16 protein-coding genes are annotated in these 25430 nt (G+C 68.9%); 3 read left to right on the forward strand and 13 right to left on the reverse strand.

The window, feature by feature from the left end; translation table 11 throughout:
* Positions 1 to 31: 31 nt before the first annotated feature.
* Positions 32 to 1573 (reverse strand): phosphodiester glycosidase family protein, encoded by a 1542-nt coding sequence (locus IE136_RS31700; protein WP_189602013.1) that lies wholly within the window; start codon positions 1571 to 1573, stop codon positions 32 to 34.
* Positions 1570 to 2289 carry a peptidase inhibitor family I36 protein gene (locus IE136_RS31705; RefSeq protein WP_189602014.1) on the reverse strand — a complete coding sequence of 240 codons (720 nt, stop codon included), beginning with the start codon at positions 2287 to 2289 and terminating at the stop codon, positions 1570 to 1572. Before IE136_RS31705 ends, IE136_RS31700 begins: the two co-directional genes overlap by 4 nt.
* Positions 2290 to 2347: 58 nt before the next feature.
* Between IE136_RS31705 and IE136_RS31710 the strand changes: the two genes are divergently transcribed.
* Both IE136_RS31710 and IE136_RS31715 read left to right on the forward strand, forming a co-directional pair.
* Positions 2348 to 2653 carry a phospholipase D-like domain-containing protein gene (locus tag IE136_RS31710; RefSeq protein ID WP_189602015.1) on the forward strand — a complete coding sequence of 102 codons (306 nt, stop codon included), beginning with the start codon at positions 2348 to 2350 and terminating at the stop codon, positions 2651 to 2653.
* Between the two features lie 75 nt (positions 2654 to 2728).
* Positions 2729 to 3310, forward strand: coding sequence for a phospholipase D-like domain-containing protein (locus IE136_RS31715; protein WP_189602016.1), 582 nt, complete (start codon positions 2729 to 2731; stop codon positions 3308 to 3310).
* On the opposite strand, the gene IE136_RS31720 is transcribed toward IE136_RS31715, so the two are convergent.
* From IE136_RS31720 to IE136_RS31740, 5 genes are all read right to left on the reverse strand, one after another.
* Complete coding sequence (locus IE136_RS31720; protein WP_158987974.1) at positions 3300 to 3713, reverse strand: LppU/SCO3897 family protein; 414 nt, start codon at positions 3711 to 3713, stop codon at positions 3300 to 3302. The two genes, IE136_RS31715 and IE136_RS31720, sit on opposite strands and share 11 nt — an antisense overlap.
* Positions 3714 to 3851: 138 nt before the next feature.
* Entirely contained in the window at positions 3852 to 5132 is a 1281-nt protein-coding gene (locus IE136_RS31725; protein ID WP_158987975.1) for a phospholipase D-like domain-containing protein, read from the reverse strand.
* A 117-nt stretch (positions 5133 to 5249) separates the two neighbouring features.
* On the reverse strand, positions 5250 to 6803 hold the full coding sequence (locus IE136_RS31730; protein WP_189602017.1) for a serine/threonine-protein kinase: 1554 nt from the start codon (positions 6801 to 6803) through the stop codon (positions 5250 to 5252).
* Positions 6800 to 7363 carry a hypothetical protein gene (locus tag IE136_RS31735; protein ID WP_189602018.1) on the reverse strand — a complete coding sequence of 188 codons (564 nt, stop codon included), beginning with the start codon at positions 7361 to 7363 and terminating at the stop codon, positions 6800 to 6802. The genes IE136_RS31730 and IE136_RS31735 overlap by 4 nt, the downstream gene beginning before the upstream one ends.
* A gap of 130 nt (positions 7364 to 7493) precedes the next feature.
* Positions 7494 to 9599, reverse strand: a complete 2106-nt coding sequence (locus tag IE136_RS31740; protein WP_189602019.1) for an N-6 DNA methylase — start codon at positions 9597 to 9599, stop codon at positions 7494 to 7496.
* Positions 9600 to 9729: 130 nt separating this feature from the next.
* On the opposite strand from IE136_RS31740, the gene IE136_RS31745 reads away from it, so the two are divergent.
* Positions 9730 to 10425, forward strand: a complete 696-nt coding sequence (locus tag IE136_RS31745; protein ID WP_189602020.1) for an Rv1352/Rv1906c domain-containing protein — start codon at positions 9730 to 9732, stop codon at positions 10423 to 10425.
* A gap of 95 nt (positions 10426 to 10520) precedes the next feature.
* On the opposite strand, the gene IE136_RS31750 is transcribed toward IE136_RS31745, so the two are convergent.
* The 6 genes from IE136_RS31750 to IE136_RS36145 all read right to left on the reverse strand — a co-directional run.
* Positions 10521 to 20423 carry a LamG-like jellyroll fold domain-containing protein gene (locus tag IE136_RS31750; protein ID WP_229819350.1) on the reverse strand — a complete coding sequence of 3301 codons (9903 nt, stop codon included), beginning with the start codon at positions 20421 to 20423 and terminating at the stop codon, positions 10521 to 10523.
* A gap of 267 nt (positions 20424 to 20690) precedes the next feature.
* On the reverse strand, positions 20691 to 21134 hold the full coding sequence (locus tag IE136_RS31755; RefSeq protein WP_158987980.1) for a hypothetical protein: 444 nt from the start codon (positions 21132 to 21134) through the stop codon (positions 20691 to 20693).
* Between the two features lie 17 nt (positions 21135 to 21151).
* Positions 21152 to 21310: a hypothetical protein gene (locus tag IE136_RS31760; RefSeq protein WP_229819352.1), complete on the reverse strand. Its 159-nt coding sequence runs from the start codon at positions 21308 to 21310 to the stop codon at positions 21152 to 21154.
* Positions 21307 to 22167: a helix-turn-helix domain-containing protein gene (locus tag IE136_RS31765; RefSeq protein ID WP_158987981.1), complete on the reverse strand. Its 861-nt coding sequence runs from the start codon at positions 22165 to 22167 to the stop codon at positions 21307 to 21309. The genes IE136_RS31760 and IE136_RS31765 overlap by 4 nt, the downstream gene beginning before the upstream one ends.
* Before the next feature lie 381 nt (positions 22168 to 22548).
* Entirely contained in the window at positions 22549 to 23007 is a 459-nt protein-coding gene (locus IE136_RS31770; RefSeq protein ID WP_158987982.1) for an SUKH-3 domain-containing protein, read from the reverse strand.
* A partial coding sequence (locus tag IE136_RS36145; RefSeq protein ID WP_268247977.1) for an RHS repeat-associated core domain-containing protein occupies positions 23004 to 25430 on the reverse strand: 2427 nt, incomplete at its 5' end. The genes IE136_RS31770 and IE136_RS36145, both read right to left, overlap by 4 nt.

The raw sequence follows: 25430 nt of genomic DNA on the forward strand, positions 1-25430 counted from the left end.
CAGGGCCGTAGAGCCGTGGAGCCGTGACGGTCTAGTTCACGACCGGGCTGCCGCCGGTGGCGACGTAGATCGAGTCGTAGACCCGGCGCTCGACGCCGGGAGCCGGATCGTCGCTCAGCCCGTTCACCGGACGCGCGGCGTCGCCGAGCAGCATCGTGGACGAGCCACCGCCGTCCTGGTTGAGGGCGTCCATGACGCCGAGGGCCCTCAGCGGTTCGGTGACCTCCGCCAGGAACCCGCCGTCGGGATAGTAGTGGTCGCGCGGTCCGCTCAGGGTGACCAGGAGGGTGCGGCCCCGCTCGTCCACGCCCACCGCGGTACGGGAGTCCCGGCAGTAGTCGGTCCTGGCCTGCGGAGTCGCCGCTGTGACGTCCTTGCTCCGACCGTTCTCGTCGTAGAGGCGGGCGCAGCTGCCGTGGGCGTAGCCCGTGGCCCCCGTGCTGCCGTACTTGCTGACACCGTCGCGTATGAGCAGTGATCCGCCGTTGACGACGTCCACCGTCTCGTCCAGAGGCATCTCCCGCTTGATCTCCTGAGCCTTGAAGCGGTGGTCCCAGAGTCTCTGGCTGATCTTGAGGGATGCCTTCTTCTGGTGTTGCCGGCGCAGCCAGTCCGTCTGGTGGTCCCCAATCGCCTGGAGGACGTACTGGCCCTTGGCGACCGTACGGCCGCCGCGGCCCTCCCCGCCCGTGATGATCGCGCCGGTCGCACTGTCCAGCACGACCTCGTATCCGGCCTGGTCGTCGGCGGTGATGTTCTTGTTGACGTCCGGCTTCGGTGTCGTCGTCCTGTAGGAGTAGTTGAACAGGACGAACTCGGTCGGGTCCGTGTAGGCGGCCAACTGCTTGCCGTAGGCGTCCGCGTACGGTCCCAGCTCGCCGGCGGTGTCGTCGGCGTCACGCGGGCAGCCCAGCGCGCCGCCGGGGTTCCGGTTGACGTCGTCCACGCGCTGCGTGACCTCTCCGTACGGAATCTCCTCCGTCAGGCTGCTGGTCACGGTGATGTCGGTCTCCAGCAGCGTGACGTACGGAACGCCGTACTGGAGCACCACGCTGTGGCGGTTCTTGCCCAGAACGCAGGAGGCCCCCATCACCTCCCCGTCGCGGACGGTGGCGCCGAAGGTCTGGACGGTCTCCGGTACGGCGCCCGTCGTGCCGGGAGGGGTGCCCTCGTTCATGAAGTAGCCGCCGTTGACCGCCACGAGGGGAACCTCGGGCATGGCGGCCACCATCTCCCGGACGGTCTCGCCGGTCGCGGCCTTCCTGCCGAAGGTGCTCTCGATCCGCAGGGCCCCCTGGGCGGGGTCGATCCGTACGACGTTCAGCTCACGCGGGTACGCGCGCTGCGCGATCGGGGACGTCTCCTTGTAGCGGAAGTACTCCACACCAGGCGCGAGCAGCCTGCTGTCCGCGGTCTGGGCGGTCCAGCGCGCCAGCTCGGGGGCGGCCGGTGGTTCCTCGGCCGCACTCGTCGGGCCCGAGGCGGTGAACAGGAGCATCGAGCTGAGCGCGGTGACGGCGGCAGCCAGACGCGCGCCGCCGCGGTGTGCGGTACGGGGTGCGGGGCGTGTCATGACAGGCATTCCTTGTCCGTGGCGGGGTCGGCGTCCGGGGTCCTCAGCCGGTGCGACTGGATGGACCTGTCGAAGGGGGCGGTGAGCGAGGTGGTGTCCCCGGCGTTGACCTTGTAGGCCTTGGCGACGGGCTGCCCGGTCTGCGTCCACTCGCCCGACCATGAGGCGTCGGTGAAGAAACAGGCGGTCTTCTCGGTGCGGTTCATGACCGACCGCACGTTGTCCACCCACACGCCGGCGAGGTAGCCCGCGTGGTCGTTCGGGGTGCCGTACATCCCGCCACGGCCGTTCGGCTCCTTGAAGATGCACAGCTGACCGGTGCCGCAGCGCTCGTACCCCGTGAAGCACGCGCCCTGGGAGGGGGCCAGTTTGTGGGAGGTCACCTCGCGAACGAGCGTCTTCAAGTCGCCGTCGCCGCCTGGCGGAATCGTCTCCACGGTGCCGCCGAGGTAGGTGTTGGCGTACACACAGCCCCAGAGGTGGGTGTTGTTGTACACGGACACGGCCTTGTTGTCCCAGCCGGAGCCGGTGACGGTGGCGGTGCCGTCCAGCGGGAGCCGCAGACTTCCGCCGGTACCGCCGACGCCGTCGTAGAGGCAGAGGGACGGCTTCTCACAGCTCTCGTAGGCGGCGTTCGCCGGCAGGGCGAACAGGACCGAGCAGAGGAGGGCGAGAGCTCCCACGACGAGGGAGCCTCGCAGAATATTGATCTTCACAGGCCGTGAGTCTGTCAGGAGATGCCGAACCGGGAACGCCGGAGCCGAGACCACCGGGGTGACGACCGAGGCCGTCTTCAACAACCCGATCGGCACCGACGCCGAGCGGTGGGCCATCGTCAACCGGCAGATCGAACTGGTCGAAGGAGCCCCGGCCGGTTCGCGGATCCGGGTGGCCATGTACTACGCCAAGGAAGGCAGCCTTCCCGCGGCGCTCATCAACGCGCACGCACGGGGGGTGCACGTTCAGGCGATCTTCGACCACAAGGTCGTCGCCGAGAATCAGGCGCCGTACAACGACCTGGTCGCCGCGCTCGGGAGCGACACGACCAAGCCGTCCTGGGTCGCGAAGATCCACTTCTAACGCCGCGCCGCGACGAGTGGCAGCGTCTTCTACAGCGACCCCGGCGAGGACACCGTCAGCACCGTCCTCGACAACGTGAAGTGCTACGGGAACTCCGTCGTCGGCACGACCGACACCCACCGCATCCGCATCCGCATCCGCATCCGGGTGAGCATGACCGCCTTCGCCCGCCCCTACCTCGCCGACAAGCTCGTCCAGCTCGACGCGCAGGGGTGCTACGTCGAGGTCGCGATGACCTACGACACGGCCAACGGGCTGGCCAGGTCCTCCCTGGAGAAGCTGCTCGCCAAGACGACCAACGCCTACGGCGGCGTCATCACGAAGTACTACTGCGGCAAGGACGCCACCTGGATCCACAACAAGTACCTGCTGATCGAGGGCAACTACTCCAACACCCCGGACCGCAAGATCCTGTGGACCGGCAACCACAACTGGACCACCAACTCCCTGCGCCAGAGCGACGAGACAATGCTCCAGCTCGAGGACTCCGCCCTCCACGACGCGTACGTGGCCAACTTCAACAAGCTCCGCGCCGCCACCACCCACCAGCCCGCCAACGGCGACGCTCCGGTGACCTGCCGACCTGATCCCGCCAAAGACCGAGGGGCTGGACCGATCGGTCCAGCCCCTCGGTCGGTGAGCGACGTCAGTTCTTGACGGGGTTCAGGCAGAGCACGAACTTGTCCGACTCCAGCTGCTGCGCGAGGGCGACCTCGCTCACGTCACCGCACTTGTCGACGTCGAAAGTGTTGTCGACGACCTTGACGACCTTGTAGAGGTCGGCCGCCTTCTCGGTGCACGGCTTGCTGTCGACCTTGGGGTCGTTGTCGGGGCCGGTCACGGTGACGCACTCACCGGCCTTCGCGTGCACGGGAGCGGTGCCCATGATGTGCGGGAGGCCCAGCTTCCAGAACAGGACGACGGCGATCGCCACGACGATGCTGCCGAGGGTCTTGAGAACCTTGCCCTTCTTCTTCGCGGGCGCGGCGGGCTCGGCGGGAGCGATCGGCTCACCCGGGGCGGCGGGCTGCTCGGGGGTGACGGGCGTCGGCGTAGTCATGAGGGATTCCTTGGGGACGTGTACATGATCGAACGCGAACGCTACATGTCACGGAACACCCAAATCGGACCCCTTCCCCCCGTTTGCCGATCAGATGCGGAGTCGTGACTCTGCCGACCCGTCAGCCCCCGGTCGGGCCTACAAGCCCTCCCTCTCGGCGGCCGCCCGCTGGGCCTCGAAGTTCTTCACGTACGCGTCGAAGACAGCCGTGTCCACGTTGTCCTCGTACTTCAGCAGCGCCTCGTCGTTGTACTTGAGCGCCGTGACCGTGTAGGTGTGACTGCCGGTGAAGACGATCTTCTTGTTCTTGCCGCCGAGGTACGTGCCCTCGACCAGCAGGTACTTGGTGTGCGTCCCGGTGCCGCCGCGCTCGTCGTTGTAGAGCTGGTGCAGGGCGATGCGGCCCTTCGCGGTCGGCTTGGTCAGCCAGCCGGCCACCGCCGTGTTCGGAGGATTGTCGAGCTTGCGGTAGACGATGTCGACGTGGCACCCGGCGTTCGCGAGGTTCCAGAGCTCCTCCGCCACCTCGGGGCGGGTGATGTGACCCTGGGCGATCCGGATCTTCGTCCGGCCGTCGGAGGTGCCGAAGCCCGGGTCGTTGCCGTGGCAGGGAACCTGGCCCTCGAGCGGCTGGGCCACCGTCTTGAGTATGTTCACGACCACGTCGGTGGTCGAACGCGGGAAGAAGTAGACCTTGGCCTTGCCCGCCTGCGTCTCATGCGGGTAATCGCTGACCTGCGGGATCTCCCCGGCGGCCGCCCCGGCCTGGTCGGCGAAGTACGCCGTGTACGCGTCGAACAGCTCCTTGTTGCCGGCCACCGTCATCGCGTCGTTCCACCCCATCGTGCGGTCCCACTCGACGAGGTTGCCCGAGGACTGCACCACCACGTTGTCCACCGGGACGGTGCCGTTGCCCTTGGTACGGGAGAACAGGAAGTACTTGTTGTGGTTGACGTTGTCGTACCAGCCGTTCGGGTCCGTGGACGTCGTACCCGGGTCCTTGGCGAGACAGGCCTCCTCCGCCTTGCAGATCCGCACCCAGGAATCGCCACCCAGCCTCTCCAGCTCGGTCTTCAGGTTGGTGACGGCCGGGTATCCGGCGGTGTCGCGGTCGAGGACCACCTGGACGGTGACGCCGCGGTTGCGGGCAGCGATCAGCCGGTCGGTCAGCCACTGCGACCCGTACAGGTACAGGGAGATCCGGATGGACGACTGCGGCTCGGCGCCGTCGACGAGGCGCCCCAGGTGGCTCAAAATCCGCCCCTCGGCGGTCGCGTCACCCGACGGATCGTTGAACACGGGGCCGGTGGTCACAGTCGGAAGGGGCTCCGTCCCCGCCGCGGCCGGTGTGGTCATGAGGAGGCTGCCCAGCGCGAGCGCGGCGGCGGCGGTTCTGAGCTTGGTCCTGCTGCGGAGCACGTGTTTCCTTCTATCGGTTGTCGTTTGTCGGTGGCCGGCTGTCGATGGTCGGTTGCCGGCTGTCGGTTCGGCGCGTGAAGAAGTCGGTCGGGACGAACAGGGATGCGGCGGCGGCCGTCAGCCCGGCCGGCCCATCTGCTGCTGGTGGATCAGCGCGCGGCGGAGCTCCGTCGCGCGGGCGTGGTACGGGCCGTACGCCCGCTCCGTGTCGTAGAGGAGCGCCTGCAGCTGCTGGTGACCCGCCGTGTGGTCGCCCATCGCGAGGAGCAGGCTCGCGCTCCGGCGCCGGATGTCGAAGGCACGGGCCGGGTCCGCGTCCTTTTCGTGGAAGGGCAGGAGGGCGCGGTACTCCGTCAACGCCGCCGCCGTCTCGCCGAGCTGCTCCAGGCACTGCGCCGCGTCGAAGCGGAACTGCAGGGTCTGCGGGTCGGCGGGGCCCGCATCGGCCGCGCGGTCGTCGGCGAGGCGGCGCAGCTCGGGCAGGGCACGGCGGTACTGGCCGTCGTCCATCAGCGTCGTGGCGTACTGCTTGCGCAGGATGCGGACGACGGGCGACCGCTCACCGTGCTCGGCCGCGGCGGTGGGCAGGAGGGAGCCGAGCATGTCGACGGCCTGCGCCAGGGAGCCTTCGCCGAGCAGCCGCTTGACCTCGTCGACGGCGGCGGCCACGTCCGTCTGCGGGGCGGGAGGGGCATGCGGGACTGGTGGGGCCGGCGGGAGGAGAGGGCCGGGAGCCGCAACACGCGGTGGCGTGACGGGGGCGTGGTCCGGCCAGGGTGCGTGCGGGCGCAGGAACGGGCGGGTCGGATCGAGCGGCCCCGCGGGGACCCCGCGCGCGGGCAGCAGCGGCAGCAGCGCCTCGTACACCTCGTGCGCACCGGAGGGCCGGTGCTGCGGGTCCTTGGCGAGCAACCGCAGAACGAGCGCCTCCAGGGCCTCGGGAACCTCGGGCCGCAGTTGTCGGACCGGCAGCGGGGGCTCGTACAGATGCCGGTGCAGCACGCCGAGCGCGGTGGAGCCCGCGAACGGCACGTTTCCGCTGAGGAGTTCATGGAGCAGGATGCCGAGCGCGTACAGATCGGTGTACGGGCCGACGGCACCGCCCATCGCCTGCTCGGGCGCCATGTAGGCGGGGCTGCCGATGGGTGAGCCGGTGTGGGTGAGGCGGGTGGTGTCGGTGTCCAGGACGGAGGCGACGCCGAGGTCGAGGACGGTGACGGAGCCGTCGGGGCGCACCATCACGTTGCGCGGTTTGAGGTCGCGGTGGACGATCGGCACCGCGTGCACGGCGGCGAGCACTGCGCACAACTGCGCGGCGACGGAAACCGACCACTGCCAGGGGTACGGATCGTGCTCGGCGAGATGGTCGGCGAGGTCGGCGCCCTCGACGTACTGCATGACGAGGTAGAGGTCGTCGCCGTCGCTGCCGGCGTCATGGACGGTGACCAGGCCGGGGTGGTCGACCTGCGCCGTGACGCGGCACTCGCGCACGAAGCGGCGGCGCAGCTCGTCGGCGGCGGTGGCGGGGCCGCTGAGGGTGGCGGGCCTCAGCAGCTTGACGGCGACCCGCCGGTCGAGCCGTCCGTCGTACGCCGTCCAGACCTGGCCCATGCCGCCCTGGCCGATGACGGTGGACAGTTCGTAACGGCCGCCGATGAGACGTCCGTTCACCGACCGCCCTCTCGCGGGTTCTTCGGGTCCTTGCGGAGGAGGTCGCTGAGCTCGTCCAGCTCGGCGCGGACCTGCTCGATGCGAGGGGCGGCCTGGGGAGGTACGGGGGGCGGCTGAGGCAGAGGGGTTGACTGAGGCAGAGAGGCCGGCTGAGGCACGGCCATGGCCGAGGCCGGGTACCCGTAGCCGTACGGTGCGTGCCCCTGTCCGTACGGGGGGAAGGCGGGGCTCGGCCGGTGGTGCCGGATGTCGACGACGAGGTAGTACGCGGTCACGGCGGCCATCTGCAGCAGCAGTCCGGCCATGCCGACGTTCGAGATCCAGTGGTCGGCGAGGCGCTGTTCCAAGGTGGCCAGGCAGGCGATGTTCAGGACGAGTTGGGCCCAGAACAGGGCCCAGTCGCGCCCGCCTCGACGCATGATCGCGATCCGCAGCATCCCGATCCAGGCGAGGAATCCGCAGGTGAGCACCATCAGCGCGCAGATGATCACGCGCACGGCGATCACGCCGGCCGACGGGCCGGGGCGGCGCGGTGGCGTCACGGGCGCGTGACCATGCATGGAGGTCGCTCCTGGGCTGCGGGCGTCGTGTGGAGCCCTACGGGAGTCGCACGGGACTTGTGCGGGGTACGAGCGTATAAGGCGACCACGACAACCCGCCCAGGGTTGTACGGAAGCGGTGTCGCTCCCGTCACTCGGGGTGGACGCTCCCGTCCGCGAGTCCGTCGTAGAACCCCTGCACCAGCTGCTCTCCGAGCCGCCCGGCCTGGCGCAGCGCGTCCTCGAACGCGGCCAGCGCCCGGAACCGTTCGCCGTAGCGCCGCTGGTCGGCGAGGGGCAGCCGGGGCAGTTGGAGGCGTCGGACGTCGAGCCGGGTGGCGGTGGAGGCGAAGCTGCTGGCCTGTCGGTTGTTCGCGGTGCCGCGCAGGAAGCCGGCGAGGAACCAGGGGTCGAGCGCGGCCGGATCGGGGCGCAGGAGCTGCAGGTTGCGGCCGAGGGCGGCGCCGGCGGTGGGCGCGTCGACGACGCGGGCGATCGAGCCGCCGCCGAGGACGGGGACGACGACATCGCCTTCCCGGAGAAGGACGGGGTCCTCGGCGGGGCCGTCGGGGAGCGTCCCGGAGGGCGCGGCGCCGGACAGGACGTCGTGTTCGGTCAGGACGGGGCCGCCGACCGGGGAGGCCCCGGCGCCGCCCGCCCGGAGCTGGAGGGCTCCGGCGCGGGCGAGTTCGCCGACCGTGGTGAGGGTGCGGGCGGCGGGACGGGCGACCACGGCGGGGGTGGGGGCGAGGCTCAGGGTGCGGCGCAGGCTCTCGTCCAGGCGCGCCCGCACGGTGTCGAGTCCGGCGGCCGAGGCGCCCGTGGCCGGGGCGGCCAGGTGGCGGGCGGGGGCGAGGTCGACGTCGTCGTCGAGGAGTTCGATGACGGGGACCGAGCGGCTGACGCCCTGTTCGTGCCGGCCGTTCCAGGCGTCGAGGACGGCGCTCTGGACGGTGGGCCAGGGCAGGGTGGCGCGGCCGCCGTCCGGGACCAGGGAGGTGGTGTCGACGAGCAGCAGTTCGGGGGCGGGCCGGTGGTCGTGGCCGGGCCGGTTCAGCACCCACAGGTGGAGCGGGATGCCGTACGGGGGCGCGGCGCCGGCCGGCAGGGCGATGACGGCCCGCAGGGCGCCGCGGCGCAGCAGGTCGGCGCGGATGCGGCGGCCGGAGCGGCGGGAGGCGACGGCGGGCGGCATGAGGAGCACGGCGGCGCCGCCGTCGCGGAGCCGGGCGAGCGCGTGCTGGACCCAGGCCAGTTCGGATTCGGTGCGTGCCGGGAAGCCGTACTCCCAGCGGGGGTCGTAGGCGAGTTCGTCGTGGCCCCAGCCGCGTTCGTTGAACGGCGGGTGGCAGAGGACGGCGTCGGCGGAGAGCCCGGGGAAGGCGTCGGCGCGCAGGGTGTCGGCGGCGGCGGAGCGGATGTCGGCGTCGCCGTGCAGGGCGAGGCGCAGGGCGGTGAGGGCGGCGAGCTCGGGGTCGGCGTCCTGGGCGTAGAGGGCGGCGGCGCGCGGGACGGCGCGCAGCAGCCCGCCGGTGCCGGAGGCGGGGTCGAGCACGGTGGGCGCGGGGCCTGCGCCGGGTCCGGCGCCGGGCTGTGTGGCTGCGCCGGGCCCGGTGGCCTCGACGGCGAGGGCGGCCATCAGCTCGGCGAGGCCGGGCGGAGTGAGCGTGTACTGGCGCGGGTTGGCGTCGAGGTGGCGGCCGAGCAGGAACTCGAAGGTCTGGCGTGCGCCGAGTTCGGCGGCGAGTTCGGCCGCGCCGCGCATGAGGGGCACGGAGAGGGCGAGGTCGGCGGCGAGCGGGGTGCGGACGGCGCGGTCGAGCCCGAACCGGGCGGTGAGCACCTCTTCGAGGGCGGAGGGCAGGACGTCGGCGAGCCGCTCGTCGGAGAGCGCGGCGAACCGGGCCCAGCCGGTGGACCGGCCCTGTACGAGCAGGAGTGCGCAGCCGGTGTGGACGAGCCCGGTGACCGTGCCGGCGGGGTGAGCGGCGAGCTGCTGCCAGACGCGCTCGCGGAGCGGGACGTCGACGAGCTTTCCCTGGTCGCGCAGCCACTGCTCGACATCGGCGAGGGCGAAGGAGGGGCTGGTCTCGGTCCCGCCGACGGGCTTGGGGAAGTCCTCGTGCCGGCGTCGCCAGTTGCTGACGGCGGCCCGGCCGACACCGGCGAGCCGGGCGATCCCGGCGGCGGTGACCTCTGCGGCGTGCTGGTCCGGCACCTGTCCGTCTCCCTTCGTGCGGCTGTGAACCCCGAGCATACCGATCGGGACGGTTCACAGTGTGAGTCGTTCTGATTTTCGTGAAGCGTGTTGACTGGGTTCACAGGCTCTGCTGTGATTGACCCATCGCAAACGGAGTCCTCACAGCGCCCCGGAAGGTGCCACAGCCATGCCTCAGCAGCAGCGCAACTGGTTCGCCCGCCACAAGACCCTCACCGCCACCGGCGCGATCGTCACCCTCGTCGTGATCGGCGCGACGGGCTGCGAGGACGGCGCCGGCACCTCCTCGAACGGCTCGCCCAAGCAGGAGCAGCCGACGAAGACGGGCGGCGACAAGGGCTCCTCGGCCCCCGAGAAGAAGAAGGCGGCCACGATCGACGGCGACGGCGACTTCGAGGTCGGCGCGGACGTCAAGCCGGGCCTCTACCGCACGAGCGGCAACGAGGACGCGGCCTGCTACTGGGAGCGCGCCAAGGACTCCTCGGGCGAGACGGACTCGATCCTCGCCAACGACAACGTGATGGGCACGAGCTACGTCCTGATCAAGCCGACGGACAAGCTCTTCAAGTCCTCCGGCTGCGCGGAGTGGGAGGCCGTCGACGAGAAGGCGACCGGCACCCCGAAGGCGACCCTGAAGGGCGACGGCGGCATGTTCAAGGTGGGCGTGGACATCACCCCGGGCACGTACAAGTCGACGGGCAACGAGGACGACGGCTGCTACTGGGAACGCTCGAAGGACGCGAGCCACAACACGGACGCGATCCTGGCGAACAACAACGTCTCGGGCACGGCGATCGTGAAGGTCTCGAAGACCGACGGCTACTTCAAGACCTCAGGCTGCGGCGACTGGACCAAGACCGGCTGACGCACCGCCCGGCACACCGCATGTCGCACCGCCCGAGAACGGGAAAGCCCCGCCGAACGACTCGGCGGGGCTCTTCCTCGTCTCACTTCATCTCATCACCGTGAAGGCGAGAACGAGACCTCCTCGTTCCAGACGATGTCCTGGCTCTTCTTCGAGAAACGGCCCGAGGAGTAATGGTTGTTGAGCGGTTGCCCGACCTTCTTCTCGTACCAGTCGCTGTAGCCGCCCAACGCCGGCGGCGGGCGCGTCCCCGAGAACATGGTGCTCTCGTTGTACACCTTGAACCCTACGGTCGCCTTCCCCGTCTTGCTGTTCACCGAGGTGACGCGGTACTTGAGGGTGTACGAGCCGAGGTAGGCCGCGGAGGAGTTCCCGGTGAAGTCGCGGAGGAGCTTCATCATGGACGACCCCTCCTCGTCGTCCGCGCCGAGGCGGTACGGCTTGTCGTGCCACTTCCCATCGGCCTTGAGCTTTCCGCTCCCGAGGTCCCGGGCGATGGCGTCCTTCGTGTAGTCCACATGGGCGTGCTGCTTGAGGGTCTTGGTGAACGTGCTGTTGCCGTCCAGGACCCGGTGCTTCGGCCCCTTGCCGCTCACCCAGTCGTAGCCGAGATCGAAGGCCGAGGGATCCTTGGAGACGCCGAAGAGGGTGGGAGCGAGAAAGCGTACGACCGGCTTCGAGGCGTCCACCAGGGGAGCTTGGGTACTGAGGGCCACGACACCGAATATCCACTTGCGCCCGAAGGCGTCCAACTTCCGTAGCGCCTCCCTGCGACTCTCGATGACCTCGCGCCTCTTCTTCTCTCGGAGGAAGTTCGCACGAGCCTTCTTGATCTTGAGAGACCTCACGAAGGCGGCCTTGGCCTTCGCCTTGTTCGCCCTCGCCAGATTGGCCTGGTACCTCGGGTCCTTCACGATCCTGAGCCTGGCCCCGACCGCCTTCTTGGCCTTGGCCTTCGCATACTTGACGACCTTCTTGACGCCGTCCCGGATGCGGGACACCACCTTGTGCATACCGCGCGGCTTGGGACGGACCACCTTGACGACCCGGTGCTTCTTGCGCGGCTTGAGGACCGACTTCACAGCGCGTCGGGCGACCGACTTGACGGCCTTCTTCACCTTGTTGATGAAGCTGGGCCAGTGACCCGTGGGATCGGTCGCCGACATCGGGTTGTCGTCCGCGTAGGCGTAGCGGTTCGCGCCCACCGAGGCCGGCAGAGGCGACAGGCTCACGGTGTCCCGGCTGGTGAACTGACCGGCGGTCGGCGAGTACCAGCGCGCGGCCATGTTGACCTTGGAGGTCTCCGGGTCGGTCCAGCCAGACTGGTAACCCAGGCTGCCGATGAGCCCGGTCGTCTGCGACACCTTGCCGAACGGGGAGTACGTCCTCGAACCGGTCAGCGTCTCGCCCGAAGCGGTGAACTGCGCCACCACGTCGTCGTGCAGGTCCGTGAGGGCCAGCACCGAGGAGGCGGGCGTCTTCACACCCAGCAGGGAGCCGTCGGCGTTGCGGCTGTAGGACGCTGTGCCGTCCGAGGCCACGTCGTTCCCGACGCCGCTGTACGCGAACGAGAACAGCGCGCTGCCCGTCTCGTCCTTGGCCTCCAGGACCCGGTCGAGACCGTCGTACGTGTAGGTACGTTCGCCCTCGGTGACGACCCGGTTGAAAGCGTCGGCCTTGACCGCGACGGTGCCGCCGTCATTCGTGACCTGGCTCAGTGTGCCGCGCGCGGTGTACATGTACGTGTCGCCGCCGGCCCGCGTGAGCCGGTTGCGGGCGTCATACGTGTACGTGTCGGCACCCACCTGGATCCGGTTGCCGGACTTGTCGTAGCCGTAGGACTCCGTCATCGTCCCGTTGTTCCAGGACGTCAGGCGGTTGGCCCAGTCGTACGTGTACGTGTTGGCGGACGAGCCCGCGAGTCCGGCCGTCGTCTTCGACGTCATGCTGCCGTTCTCGTCCCAGCCGTAGTCGATCGAGGACAGAATCCGGCCGGTCGGGGAGGTCAGCTTGTCCTGGGTCACCCTTTCCAGTGCGTCGTACGAGAAGGTCCGCCTGGACCCGCCCGTGCCGTAGTCGATCTGCGTGACCCGGTCGTCGACGTCGTAGGCGTACGTCGCCGTCGTGCCGGTGGCGCCGTCGTTGACGGTCTTGAGCCGGCCCGCGCTGTCGTAGCCGTACGCCGTCGTGCCCGAGGCGTCGGAGCGCGAGGTCATCGACCCGTCGGCGTTGTACGCGAAGGACGAGGCTCCCGACGGACCAGCCGTGGACAGGAGCAGTCCGCGGTCGTCGTAGGTGAAGGTGTTCTTGACGTCACCGGCACCCGCGACGGCCGTGAGCCGGTCGTCGGAGTCGTAGGAGTAGGTGTGGTCGACCGTGACGGCCTCCGCACCCGTGCCCGACTGCCGGACGAGACGGTCCTCCGCGTCGTACTCGTTGACGACGGTCACACCGCCCGGGGAACGGATCTCCTTCGCCCGGCCGCCCGCGTCGTACACCGTGGTGAACGTCCGGTCCGCCGCGGCGGGGTGGGACGGCGTGGACGGCTCGATCTCCGACTCGACCAGACCCCAGCTGTTGTACGTGGTGAGGAACGGATTACCCCGCCCGTCGGTGAAGCGCGTCCGGTTGCCCTCCGCGTCGTAGCCGAAGGTCGTGGTGATCGACTCGGTCGCCGAGACCGGCTGCACCGCCTTCGTGACGGCACCCGAGGCGTCCGTCGTGAGGGTCGTGGTGCGTCCCCGGTAATCCGTCACCGAGGTGGCGTTGCCCTCCCGGTCGTAGGTGGTGCGCATGGTGCGCAGCACCGCGCCTTGGGCGTCCAGGTCGCTCGTGGCGACGAGCTGCCCGAACGCGTCGTACGTGTTCTTGGTGCTGGTGCCGTCCGGGTCCGTCGTGGTGAGGACGTGGCCGTCCATGTCGTACGTGTACCGGTGGATGTGGCCTGAGCCGTCGGTGACCTCGGTCTTCTCTCCCAGCACGTTGTACTTGTACGACTCCGGGATGCCGGCGGCGCTCACCGTCCGGGAGAGTTCACCGCCCGGGCCGTCGTACTCGTGGGCCACGGTGTACACCCGCTGTGTCGGCTGCCGGACGATGTCCGAGACCGTGAGCCGGCGACCCAGGTAGTCCCAGGTGCTCTCCTGCCGGGCACCGTTCGCCCGGGTGGCCGAGAGCTCGTCACCGTTGGTGGAGTAGGTGTACTTCGTCGTACCGCCGCCGGGCTCCGTGACCGAGGCCTTGTCGCCGAGCTGCGTGTACGTGTACGTGGTGCGGTTGCCGAGCTCGTCGACCTCCGCCGAGAGCTGGCCGAGCCTGTTGTACTCGTTCCAGCTCGTGGCCTGGATCGGCGTGCCACCCGCCGGGGTGTAGCCGGGCAGCGTCGTCGACGTCTCCCGGCCCTCGGCGTCGTACGCCATGACCGTCACATTGCCGAGGTTGTCCGAGGTCTCGGTCATCTCGCCGAAGGTGTTGTAGCCGGTCATCGACACGGGACGGACGGAGACCGGGGTCCCGCCGTTCTGCTCCGCGTTGACGGCCGGTTCCGTGACGATGGTCTGCCGCTCCTCCTCGTCGTAGCCGTAGTCGGTGACGTCGCCGTTGGCGTCGGTCGTGGAGAGCGCCAGACCGCGCTGGTCCAGCTTCGACGTCGTGGTGCGGACGGAGCTGCCGGCTGCCGGGAGCGTTCCGCCCTTGACCGCGGTGACCTGCGCCGCGGTCAGCGCCTCGCTGTAGACCTGGACGTCGTCGATGCCGCCCTTGAACGCGTAGTCGTAGGTCGCCGCGTACTTGTGGCGGCCGACCTGCAGCGGACCGGTCGCCTCCCACGGGGAGCTGTGCGGGACTTCCTGGGCGAGCGTGCCGTTGACGTACAGGCGCAGCTTGGCGGCCTGGGCGTCGTACACGCCGACGAGGTGGGTCCAGACACCGGAGACGGCCGCGGAGGAAGCTGACACCGCCCGGTCGTACGCCAGCGGTGTGACGTCCGCCCGGGGCCGGGCGAAGGCCCAGCCGGTGCCGGCCGCGTAGTACAACACGAAGCCGTACACGTTGTCGCCGTCCTGCGACAGGACGGTCCGCCCTGTGGTGAGGTCGGACAGCTTGGCCCAGGCCGAGACCGTGAAGCTGCCGGCCGTGTTCACGGCCGGCCTCGAGGTCTGTGCCCAGGAGTTGGCGTCACCGTCGAAGACGGCGCTGCCGCTCCGGTCGGTGTTCCAGTGCATGCCGGTGCCGTGGGTACCGGTGGTGTTGCCGCCGGAGGAGTCGGCCAGGCCGTAGCCGGTCGTCTCGTCCAGCTTGTAGCGCGCCACCGGGGCTGTCGTGCCGTCGTCGACGGTAGTGCCCGTGACGTTGCCCAGATCGTCGTACCGGGTGTCCGTCGTGGTGACCTCACCCGTCGCCGGGTCGGCCTCCGTCTGGGACACCACGTTGTCGTCCGGGTCGTAGGAGACCTTCGTCGTCCGCGCGAGCCCGTTCGGATCCAGGACCGAGGACACCGTACGGTCGGCCGCGTCCACCGTGAAGGTGGTGCGCACCCGCCCGTTCTTCGTGATCTGCTCGATCAGGTTGCCCTCGGCGTCGTACGTGTTCGCCTGTTCCGTGAAGGACTTGCCGGACACCGGATCCTTGCGGACCACGCTCGCCGAGAGGCCGTCGTCGGTGTAGGTGTACGCCGTGACGTAGCCCATCGCGTCGGTGATCGACGCGAGGCGGCCCGCCGGGTCGTACGCCCGCGACTCCTCGACCAGGGTCGTCGGCGCCGACGGGTTGTTCGGGTCGCCGGTGTAGTTCAGCAGGCTGGTGGTGAGCAGACGCTTCTCGGCGTCGTAGGTGGCGACGTTGACGTTCCCCGCGGGGTCCGTCTCCTTCGTCTTGTTGCCGTAGACGTCGTACTCGAACGACGTGGTGTCGCCGCCCGAGTTCGTCTTGGTCGCCACCTGGTTGTACGCGTTGTACGTCATCGACGTCGTACGGGCGGCGTCGCCACCGGTGAGGTCCGCGACGGTCTGTGACAGGACGTTGCCGTCCGCGTCGAAGGCGGTCGTCGTCTTCGCCTGGTGCACCGCGCCGGTGACCCGGTTGGTGACCTTCGGGTCGGTCTCGGTGACGACCTGGTCGTTCTTGTCGTACGTCAGCGAGGTCGTCAGACCCGCGGGATAGGAGTCCGAGACCTCGGTCTTGGTGAGCTGGCGGCCGAGGTTGTCGTACGTGTGCTTCACCTTGGCGCCGTTGGCGTCGGTGATCTCCGCGAGGTCACCGTTGGCGAAGTACGTGTACGACGTCTTCTTGCCACCGGCCGTGGTGACGGTCGCCACCAGCCCGGCGGGCGCCTTCGCGGTGCCGCCCTCCGCCGCCACCGTGGCGGTGGTGGTGTACGTCGTCGACGCGGTCCGGCCGTTCGGGTGGCCGGCCACCGGCGGCGAGGTCACCGCGGTGACATTGCCGGCCGTGTCGTAGGTGTAGCTGGTCAGGTAGGTGTTGTCCGTCGGGCCAGAGGAACGGCCGTCGCGCTCGGTGAGCACCAGGTCGTTACGCAGGTCCATCGGCGGAAACGCCGTGGTCGCGTCCGGGAAGTACGTGAAGTACTCCGTCGAACACTTGTTGGCCGCGGTGTCCTGGCAGGTGGTCTGGGAGACCGCATTGCCCCGGACGTCATGACCGGTGATCGAACGGTTGCCATTGGCGTCGGTCACGGTGTGCAGGAAGCCGCCCGTGTCGTAGCCGTAGGTCGTCCGCCTGCCCTCGGAGTCGATCGACGCCAGCAGACGGTTGCCCATCTCCGCGTCGTACACATAGGTCAGCGTCCTGTCGCTCGGGTCGGTCAGCTTGACCGTCCGCACCGGGGCGACACCGGAGGACGCCTTGAAGGCGGACCAGTGCTTCTCGACCTCGGCCGCGGTCAGGCCCTTGGAGTAGACCGCGACATCGGCGAGGGAGCCGGTGAAGTGGCTGATCCCGCCGGGCGCCATGTACCAGTTCGTCGAGAAGCCCGCGCCGATGTACGTGTGGGCCGATGCCTCGTTGGCCGCTCCGGTGCAGGTGCCCTGCTTGACGCCGTCGAGGTAGAGCGTCTGCGTGGTACCGGCGGCCGTGAGGACCGCGTGGTGCCATTTGTCGTCCGCGACCTCACCCGTGGAACCCATCGTGGCGTTGGCGTTACAGGTGCTGTTCCACCAGTGGCCGTGCAGCTTGTTGTCCGTACCGACGTAGAGCAGGTCGCTGTACGAGCCACCGACGCCCGCCGGGTCGTCCAGCGTCCGAGACTGGTCGGCCATGATGACGCCCGGATTGGCCGTCTTGAACCACAGTTCGACGGAACGGTCGGGCTTGTTGTGCCAGACGCCGTGCGGCACCTCCACATAGGAACTCGTGCCGTCGAACTGGGCCGCCGTGACATCGGCGGCGCCGAACGGACCCTCCACACCCTGCGTCACGTTGTTGTACGTGCCGAAACCGGTGTGCAGCTCGTTCGCGGCCTGCGTCGCCGCCTGGGTGTCGTCCAGGCGCCAGTAGCCGGCGGGCGTGGAGCCCATCACGGCCGAACGGTAGACCTGCGAGGAGCCGGTGATCGTGGCCGGGTTCAGCTTCCACGTACCGCCGTTGCCGTCCGTGGCCTGGAGGACCAGGTCGTCGGTCGTGCCGTAGACGACCGAGGCCTGCGTCTTGCCGCTCGGCGTCGTGATCTTCTGGAGCAGACCGGCGGACCGCTTCGCGGCCTGGTACTGCGCGGAGATCACCGAGGCGGGCAGCGGCTCGGCGTAGACGGCCACCTCGGCCATCTGGCCCGCGAAGTGACCCAGCTTGTCGTTCGGGTTCATCGACGGCCAGCCGTTGGTGTTCACACCGGCGCCCAGGCTGATGTAGGGCTGCACCCAGTCGTTGATCGTGCCGGTCAGCGAACCCTGGGACACACCGTCGAGGTACAGCGTCTGGCTGCTGGCCATACCCGTCAGGACCGCGTTGTGCCACTGGCCGTCGGTGACGGTCGCGGTGGACGTGATCGTCGACATGCAGCCGGGCGACATGGCCAGACAGCCACGCAGCTTGCCGTCCATGCCCACGTACACGGCCGGGGTGTTCTTCGTGGTGTTGGCGACCGGGTTCGGGTCGCTCAGCGGCTTGTCGCCGTAGTAGAACAGGACACCGCCGGCCGTGGTCGTCTTGAACCACAGCGACACCGACGTGTACGACGGCGTCGCACCCGGAGCGCTCGGCATCTCGACGTACGAGGTGGTGCCGTTGAACGTGGCCGTCTTCTGCGTCGAACCCGCCAGCACCGAGGCGCTGCCCAGGGTCACGTTCTTGTACGTGCCGTTGTACTGCCCCTGGTTGGTGTCCACCGCGTCGGCGGCAAGGGTGCCGGACGTCTCACCGAGGCGCCAGTAGGCGAACGGGTCGGCGTCCAGAACCGTCGTGCGGTAGTGGTTGCCGGTGGTGTACGAGTACGTCGTGCACTTGGTCCAGTCGGCCGGCGGACACACCTTGGTCAGCTGGTCACCGGTGTAGCCGTACTGCCACGTCTTCGCGCTGCCGGCGTCGCCGACAATCGACGGGTCGGTGGAAACGGTCTCCACATGGGGTGCGGTCGCGCCGACCGGCGTGACCCACGTCAGGCCGAGGGAGCGCTTCGACGTGGTGTTGGTGATCTTGGTCAGGCGCTTGTTCGTGTCGTACGTGAACGTCTCCGCCCGGCCGCCGAAGTCCACGATGCCGGAGATCGCATAGACCCCGGCCTTCGTCGTGGCCTGCGTGAAGGAGTAGGCCGTGAAGTCCTTGTCCGTCAGCTTGAAGCCGCCGGTGACCGCTTCCAGTCGCGCGTAGCGGCCCAGCGGCGGCACGAACGTGCCGTTGCTGTTGCGGCCGAACGCGACCTGCTCACCGCCCGGGTATGTGATCACGACACTGGTGAGCGCGCCCGCGGCGTCCTTGACCTCGGCCGCCTTCATGTCGACGACCGTCGACCAGCCGGCACCGAAGGCACTGTCCACGCGCGGGTCGAGGCTGTTGTACGCGCGGTCGATCTCCAGGGACGGGCCGATCACCGGCACGTCGGCGTCGGTGTCCTCGGTGGTGTAGTTGCCGTCCGACGGGTCGAAATCGTGGCCGTGGGTGTTCATCGACAGACCCGAGGTGACCGGCGGCTGCGGCACCGCGGTCGTGAAGCGGCTGGACTGCGTGACCTGTGTCGTGCCGTCGGTGACACCCACGTACCAGAGGTAGTTCTTCGACCAGCTGAGCTTGGCCGCCGGGACCTTCCAGCTGCCCTTCGTGAGCGTGCCGGAGGTCACGACCGGGGTGGTGGAGCTGGAGTCGGCGTCGTACACCTCGAACGTGTAGGACAGCGGGTTCGGACCCTTGTCGGTGTCGCTGGCCTGGACGATCAGCTCCGGCTGGAGGGTGTTGGCCTGGAAGTTCTCCGGCGGGTACGAGGCGTTGACCTGCGGGGCCGAGTTGGCCGTGTAGGTCAGCTCCAGGGCCGGGCGGAAACCGGCGGTGGCCGCGTTGTCCGAGTGGAACTTCTTCCAGTGCAGTCCGTCGCCGGTCGGCGCGGTCATCGCGAGACCGTAGTTCGCGGCGCCGGCGGCGACCTGGTTGAACCACGCGGGCGACAGCGACACCGGCATCTTCACACCGACGCTCGCCGCGTTCGCGTCGTTGGAGCAGGACGCTCCGGGCGCCGGCGTGGCAGAGCCGATGGCGGAGCCGTACGTCGGGCCGGGATAGGTCGTGGTCGTGGTCGGCGACCAGGACTGGGTCACCGGGTGCACGGAGAACACCCGGGCAGCGCAGGTCGAGGACCAGAGCGCATAGACGTTCAGGGTGGCGGCGGTGACCCGCTGCCCCGCGAGCGTGGTGCCCAGCGAGGAGAACTGCAGGAACGAGTTCGCCTTGTTCGTGCCCGAGTCGTACGAACCGACCTTGATCTGCGTCTCGGTCGAGCGGTCCGCGCTGTAGTTGCTCTGGACGTACGTCGAGTTGGACGCGGTGACCGTCGGGTCGACGGTCACCGGGTAGACCCGCTCGGGCGCGTCGAGCCACGCACGGTCCGCGGTCATCCGCAGGGCGGGCTTGCCGTCGAGAGTGATGAGCTCGTAGCTCACCGCCCGGGACTGCGCGGGGTCGCCCGAGCGCGGGTCGATCTTGGAGTCCTCCATGAACGCGTGCGGGATGGTCGCGGTGACCTCGCCCGTCGCGTCCGTGAACTCCACATCGCCGTCGGCGGCTATTCGGGGGGTGAGCCCCTTGGTTTCGAGGGGGAAGGTCCAGGAGTTCGCCGCCTGCGGCGAGCGTAGGACGACGTTCTCCTTGAAGCCCTGCGCGAGGGAAATGAGTTGGAGGTCGGTGTCGGGCAGCACATCGGCGTAGGTCACCGTGCCGTTGGCGGCGACGGTGGGCGTGGCCTTGGCGGCGTCCTTCAGCGCGTACCCGAGCGAGCGCCCGGCGCCGAAGTCGACGGAAGCGAGCTGCCGGTCGGCGGCGCTCCGTGCGAACTCGACGTCGAGCGAGTTCGCGCGCTGCTGGAGCCGGCCGTCCGTGTCACCGGTCAGCCGGGTGTCGATCGGCTTCCATGTGCCATCGGTGGCCTTGAAGTTGGCACGGCCCGGGTGGTGGCGGACGGTGGTGGAGCCGTCGGCGTTGACGTAGAAGTCCGACGTCGCCGTCGACTTCTTCGCATCCCGCTTGCTGGTACGGGCGTCGAAGCTCTTGGCGTCGCCGGGGGCGGCGCCGGTCTTGGCCTGTCCGGGCTTGTCGGTGTGCCGCTCGAACGGGTCGAGCTGGCCCTTGCCCTTACCGGGATTCCGGCCCGCGTCACCCTCTTCGCTGGTTGCGTCGGACGAGGCGTGATGGCTCTTGCCGCGGGCGGTACCGCCCTGCTGGTCAGGGGTCTCGAGGGGGCTCTCGTCGGCCCACTTCAACAGGCCGGAGAGGGAGAAGTCGGGCATGCGGACCGGCGCGAGCGTGGCCCCGGTGGCCATCGCCGTCTCGGTGGTCAGCATGCAGGAGAAGGAGGACAGGACAAAAAGAGCCGTAGCCCTCAGTCCGCGTCTGCCGGGACGACCCGGTGGACGCGGCCGAGGGCTGCGGACCCGACGATCACTCATGAGTGAGCCTTTACTTATACGTTGCCTACAAAAGCTCCGTGAGCTTGCCCGATGCCCGCACAGCAGGGCCACCGATGATCAAGTGCTTTGCAAGATCTTTGCGAACGGCACGGAAGCGGCCCGCCCCAGCGACTCGGGACGGGCCGCGGCGAGTGTGACGACTCAGCGGGTGACTAGCGTCAGGGTGGGACCGTAGTCGTCTGGATCGTCCGTCGCCGAGACGTCGAATTCCCGTCCGGGGAAGGCCTCCCGGGCCGCGCTTCGCCACATCGCGGCGATCTCCTGCGCGAGCGGGGGCAGCGCCGCGTACTCCGCGTCGGAGGTGGGCGTGAAGTGGTCCCACAGGTGGACGTGGTTCACGACGGCCTCGACCGCACGCAGGTCGCCGGCCAGGTGCGCGATCCATGTGTCCACACCCGGCCGGTCGAACCGGAAGCCGAGCAGGACGCAGCCTTCGTACTCCACGAACTCGGGCCGGAACAGCGCGGCCAGCGCCAGGGCCTGCGCGATCGAGGCGTTGGCGGACATGAACCCCTGGAGGTGGAAGTCGTCCGACTCGACGACCCACTCCATGAGCTCGGGCAGTCCTCTGGGGTTCAGATCCACGGCTCTCAGGGGTCCTGTCAGGGGAGAAGGGTGAAGGCCGTCGTGTGCGCGGGGCGCACGGCACCGAAGTGTTCGCGGTCGACGGTCGCCACCTCGCGGACGCCGAGGCGCTCGGCACAGGCGTCGATCTTGATCGTCGTCCGCTTGATGTATGCCAACGTACCGACGCCCGTCACGCGGCACATTCCTCGTGGGCACTGCGGCAACCCGGGCAGGCTCCGGGTTCAGGACCACGGAACGCTCGATCGCACCGGTCGCAGTTCTGGAGAGGGTCCGGGGCTGGCGGCTTCGCCGGGAGCGGGGGCGGCAGCAGCGCGGTGAGCCGGTGGGCGAGGAGCCCGGCGGGATGCTTCAGGTCGTCCGGAAGGCTCGCGGTGAGCGTGCGGCGCACGGCGTCGGGGTGGGCGCCCCGGTCGAGCCAGGCGGCGACGCCGGGGGCCAGCCGGTGTACGTCCCGCTCCGAGAGCAGCAGCCGGGGCTCGTGGAGGTGGAGGCCGGCGAGGAGCGAGGCGGCGGGGACTCGGAGCGCGGGTGGTGCCGCAGGGCCAGCCGGCTTGGGAGCGGGGGACGGTCGCGGCGCGGGCTGAGGATCCGGCTGGGCCTCGGGTTCCGGCCTGCGGCCGGACTCCGGGTCCGGCTCTGGCTCTGACTCTGGCTCCAGCGGCAGGTGGCCGGGCCGGTTGTACGAGACCGTGCGCGTCGCCAGCCGCCCGTTGGGCAGCCGCTCCTTCTTCCGGGCCAGGTAGCCGTGTTCCTCCAGCTCGCGCAGCGCGGCGGCGACGCAGATCTCGCCCTCCGGGAAGCGGGCGGCGAGGGCCTTGATGGCGATGCAGGCGCCGTCGGGCAGCGACTGGATGTGGACGGCGAGACCGATGGCCATCAGCGAAAGCTTCTCGTGCTGGGCGAGGTGGTTGCCGACCACGGTGTAGCGGGTGGTGTGCCGCACGTTGACGTGAAGAACACCGGATCGGGGGGCACTCCGGCGAGGAGCGGGCAGCACGCGCGAGGGCGCGCTAGGGTGCGTGGGAGCCATCGGGAAGCGTTCTCTTCCTCGTTGGTCAGGCCCTCGATCGGGATTGCAGTCCCGGCCGGGGGCCGAACTATTTCCGGTTGTCGGCGCGAGCATATGCCAGGCAACCGCCCCGGAATCCACCCCAGTTGGCAGAGTCCACTCGTCCGAGTGACGCGACCCCGCGGGGCGGCTGGAGGGGTTGGGAGGGGTACTTCCCTCAGGGCTTTAAGCCTTTTACCTCGCGCCCCACGAGAACGCGGCTCACCGCATCGCGCCCCACCACGACCCGGTCGAACTGCCGGGAAAAGGCGCTGAGTATGGAAAAAGCAGGGGACCGCGACACCGGACGACCGGTGCCGCGATCCCCTGCCATCAGACGTCAGACGCCTGAGCGCTCATGGATCAGAAGAAGGTCCTGTCCCAGTCACCCGAGATGAGCGCCTTCACCGCTTCCTCGAAGCCGTTGGCCACGCGCTGCATACCGGCATCGCCGGCGAACAGGATGTCGTCGTTCGCAGCGAGGAGCACTGTTTCATCGGTGTCGAACGCGACACCGATCGGCAGTGCGGGCGCGCCGAGCTGCTTGGAGTAGCTCTTCACGTTCGGCGGGAAGACGTCCAGCGCCTCCTCGACCGAGACCGTGAGGGTCTGCTCCTTGCCGTTGACACGCGAGATCCATCCCACGGTGAGCTCACCGTAGTTCTCCAGGAAACCGCGGAGCTGCTCCGTGACCTCATAGCCGGCGTCACGGTATGCGGCGCAAGCCGCCTCGACGTCGATCTCACCGAGCTCCACGCTCGATGCCCCGGCCAGTGCCTGCTGCAATTCCTCAGCTCTGGGCCGCTCGGAGATGGAACTCATCCTGTCAACACCTTTCCGACAAATCCTGGCACCCATGATGCACAGTTGTCGCACATCTTGTATTTCTTACCCTTCGTGTTGACCGTCACGATATCCAGGTTCTTCGGATCCGCTCCGTCATTCAGCGCGTTGGTGCACATCCGCGCTTCCGCGCAGACACCCGGGGGTCGACCGTCCTCGCGCTGCGATTCTCCTGGAAGCGAGTCCGAGACCCTGTCGTGGTGCCCCGTGTCAGGACCGCTGTCACCGTGATAGATCTTCCCGGTCGTCCGATCCCGGCCCACACTGAAGGCACCGGGCAGCCGATCCAGCGTGCCGCTCAGGACCTTCTTCTTCACGGCCTCCAGGCGCTGCTTGCCCAGCTTCATCAGACCGCTCTTGATCGCGGCATCCGAGAGCCCGGGAAGCGGGCACGCATCCCCGCTCACGTCGTCGGTGTTGTGGACCAGCACAGGCGTATCGCCCGCGACGACGTGGTAGGTGTGCAGGCTGTCGACGCTGAGGTCGTAGGTCACACGCTCTGCCGTGTACGACTTCACCTCGAGGATCGAGGTCGGCAGACCGTCACCGTTCTGGAGCTTCAGACCCATCTTGAGATCGGTCGCCTGGGTCCAGGCGTTGCGGACCATCTCAAAGAACTGGTGATGCTTCGTGGTCTGGATCGTCTTCGGACCGGCCTTCGTCTCCACGACGACATCGACGTAGTTACGGTCGGTCTTGGTGACGATCACGCCCTTGACGCGACGCTTCTCCTTCTGCTTCTTTCCGGGCTCCGCCGTGAGGACGTAGTCCCCGGCCTTCACCTCGGAAATCGGCTTGGTCTTTCCGTCGGCCATGAGGACCGCGGTGGAACCGGTGAAGCTGTGCGGGGTGCAACCCTTCCGGCCCTTCGTGCGCACCTTCGCGCCGAAGACACCGCCCGTCGCCGCGCCGACCGCCGTGGCCTTCGCCGCACCGGCGACCGAGCAGCCCTCCTCGCTGTTCACACACGAGGTGCCGTATTCGACCGCGCCGGTCGCCGCGCCTTCCGCCGCGCCTCTGGCAACGCCGGAGAGGACCTTACCCGCCGTACCCGAGAGCAGTCGGCCCGCCGCACCGGCGGCGAGACCGCCAGCCGCGCCGCCGACCACACCCGTCAGAGCGCCGACGCCCACCGCAGCGGCGAAGCCGCCCAGTGTCTTCGGGCCGTCGCTCATCATGTAGCCGACACCGTTGGCCGCCGCACCCGCGAGGGCCGCACAGCCAAGGGCGCCGACACCGGCCGTGATGGCCGTACAGCCCGCGAAGACCGCCACGCCTACCGCTACCGAAGCAATGGTCGAGGCATGTTGCTTGACGAAGTTGGCTGTGGCCTTGGCCGCCTTCTTGACGGCTCTGCCGACCTTCTTGGCTGCCTTGACCACCTTCTTGGCTACGTGTTTGACCGCCTTGGCGACCTTACGCACGGTCTTCTTGACGTGCTTGACGACCTTGTGGACGTAGCGCTTGACCCGCTTGTACGTGCGTTTGACGTATCTCTTGACCTTGCGAACGCTGTCGGACACGTATCGCACGGCCTTGCGGACCGCCCGCTTCGCCCTCTTGACCGCCTTCTTGACAGCCTTCTTGATTTTCTTCGCAGCCCTCTTGACGACCTTGGCGGCCTTCTTGACGGCAGCCTTGGTCTTCTTGTAGGCCGACTTGACGGTCTTCTTGACCTTCTTGGTGACCTTCTTGACGGCCTTCTTGATGGAATCCCAGAAGTGACCCGTCGGGTCCACGCCCGTCATCGGGTTGCCGTTGGCGTACGCGTAGCGGTTCGCGTTCACTGACTTGCCGAGCGGGTTGAGACCCATCGAGTCGCGGCTGTTGAACTGGCCGGTTTCCGGCGAGTACCAGCGCGCGGCCATGTTGACCTTGGCCGTCTCCGGGTCGGTCCAGCCCGACTGGTAGCCGAGAGCGCCGAGCATTCCGGTGCTCTGGACGACCTTTCCGAACGGCGAGTACGTCGTCGAACCCGCCAGCGCCTCTCCGGTCGCGGTGAACTGCGCCACCACGTCGTCGTGGAGGTCGGTCAGTGCCAGCACCGCCGACACCGCCGTCTTCACACCGAACAGCGAACCGTCCGCGTCGCGGCTGTAGGACGTCACACCGTCCGAGGCCACGTCGTTTCCGGCGCCGCTGTACTGGAAGGTGTGGAGCGGGGAGCCCGTCTCGTCCTTCGCCTCCCGGACCCGGTCGAGGCCGTCGTACGTGTACGTACGGTCGCCCTCCTGGATCACGCGGTTGAAGGCGTCGGCCTTGACCGCGGTCGTCCTGCCGCCCTCGTCCGTGACCGCACTCATCGTGCCGCGCGCGGTGTACGCGTACGTGTTGTGTCCGTCCGACGTGAGCCGGTTGCGGGCGTCGTACGTGTACGTGTCACCGCCCACGCGGGTCCGGTT

The sequence above is a fragment of the Streptomyces lateritius genome (genome assembly GCF_014649715.1).
In the GTDB taxonomy this organism is placed as follows: Bacteria; Actinomycetota; Actinomycetes; order Streptomycetales; family Streptomycetaceae; genus Streptomyces; species Streptomyces lateritius.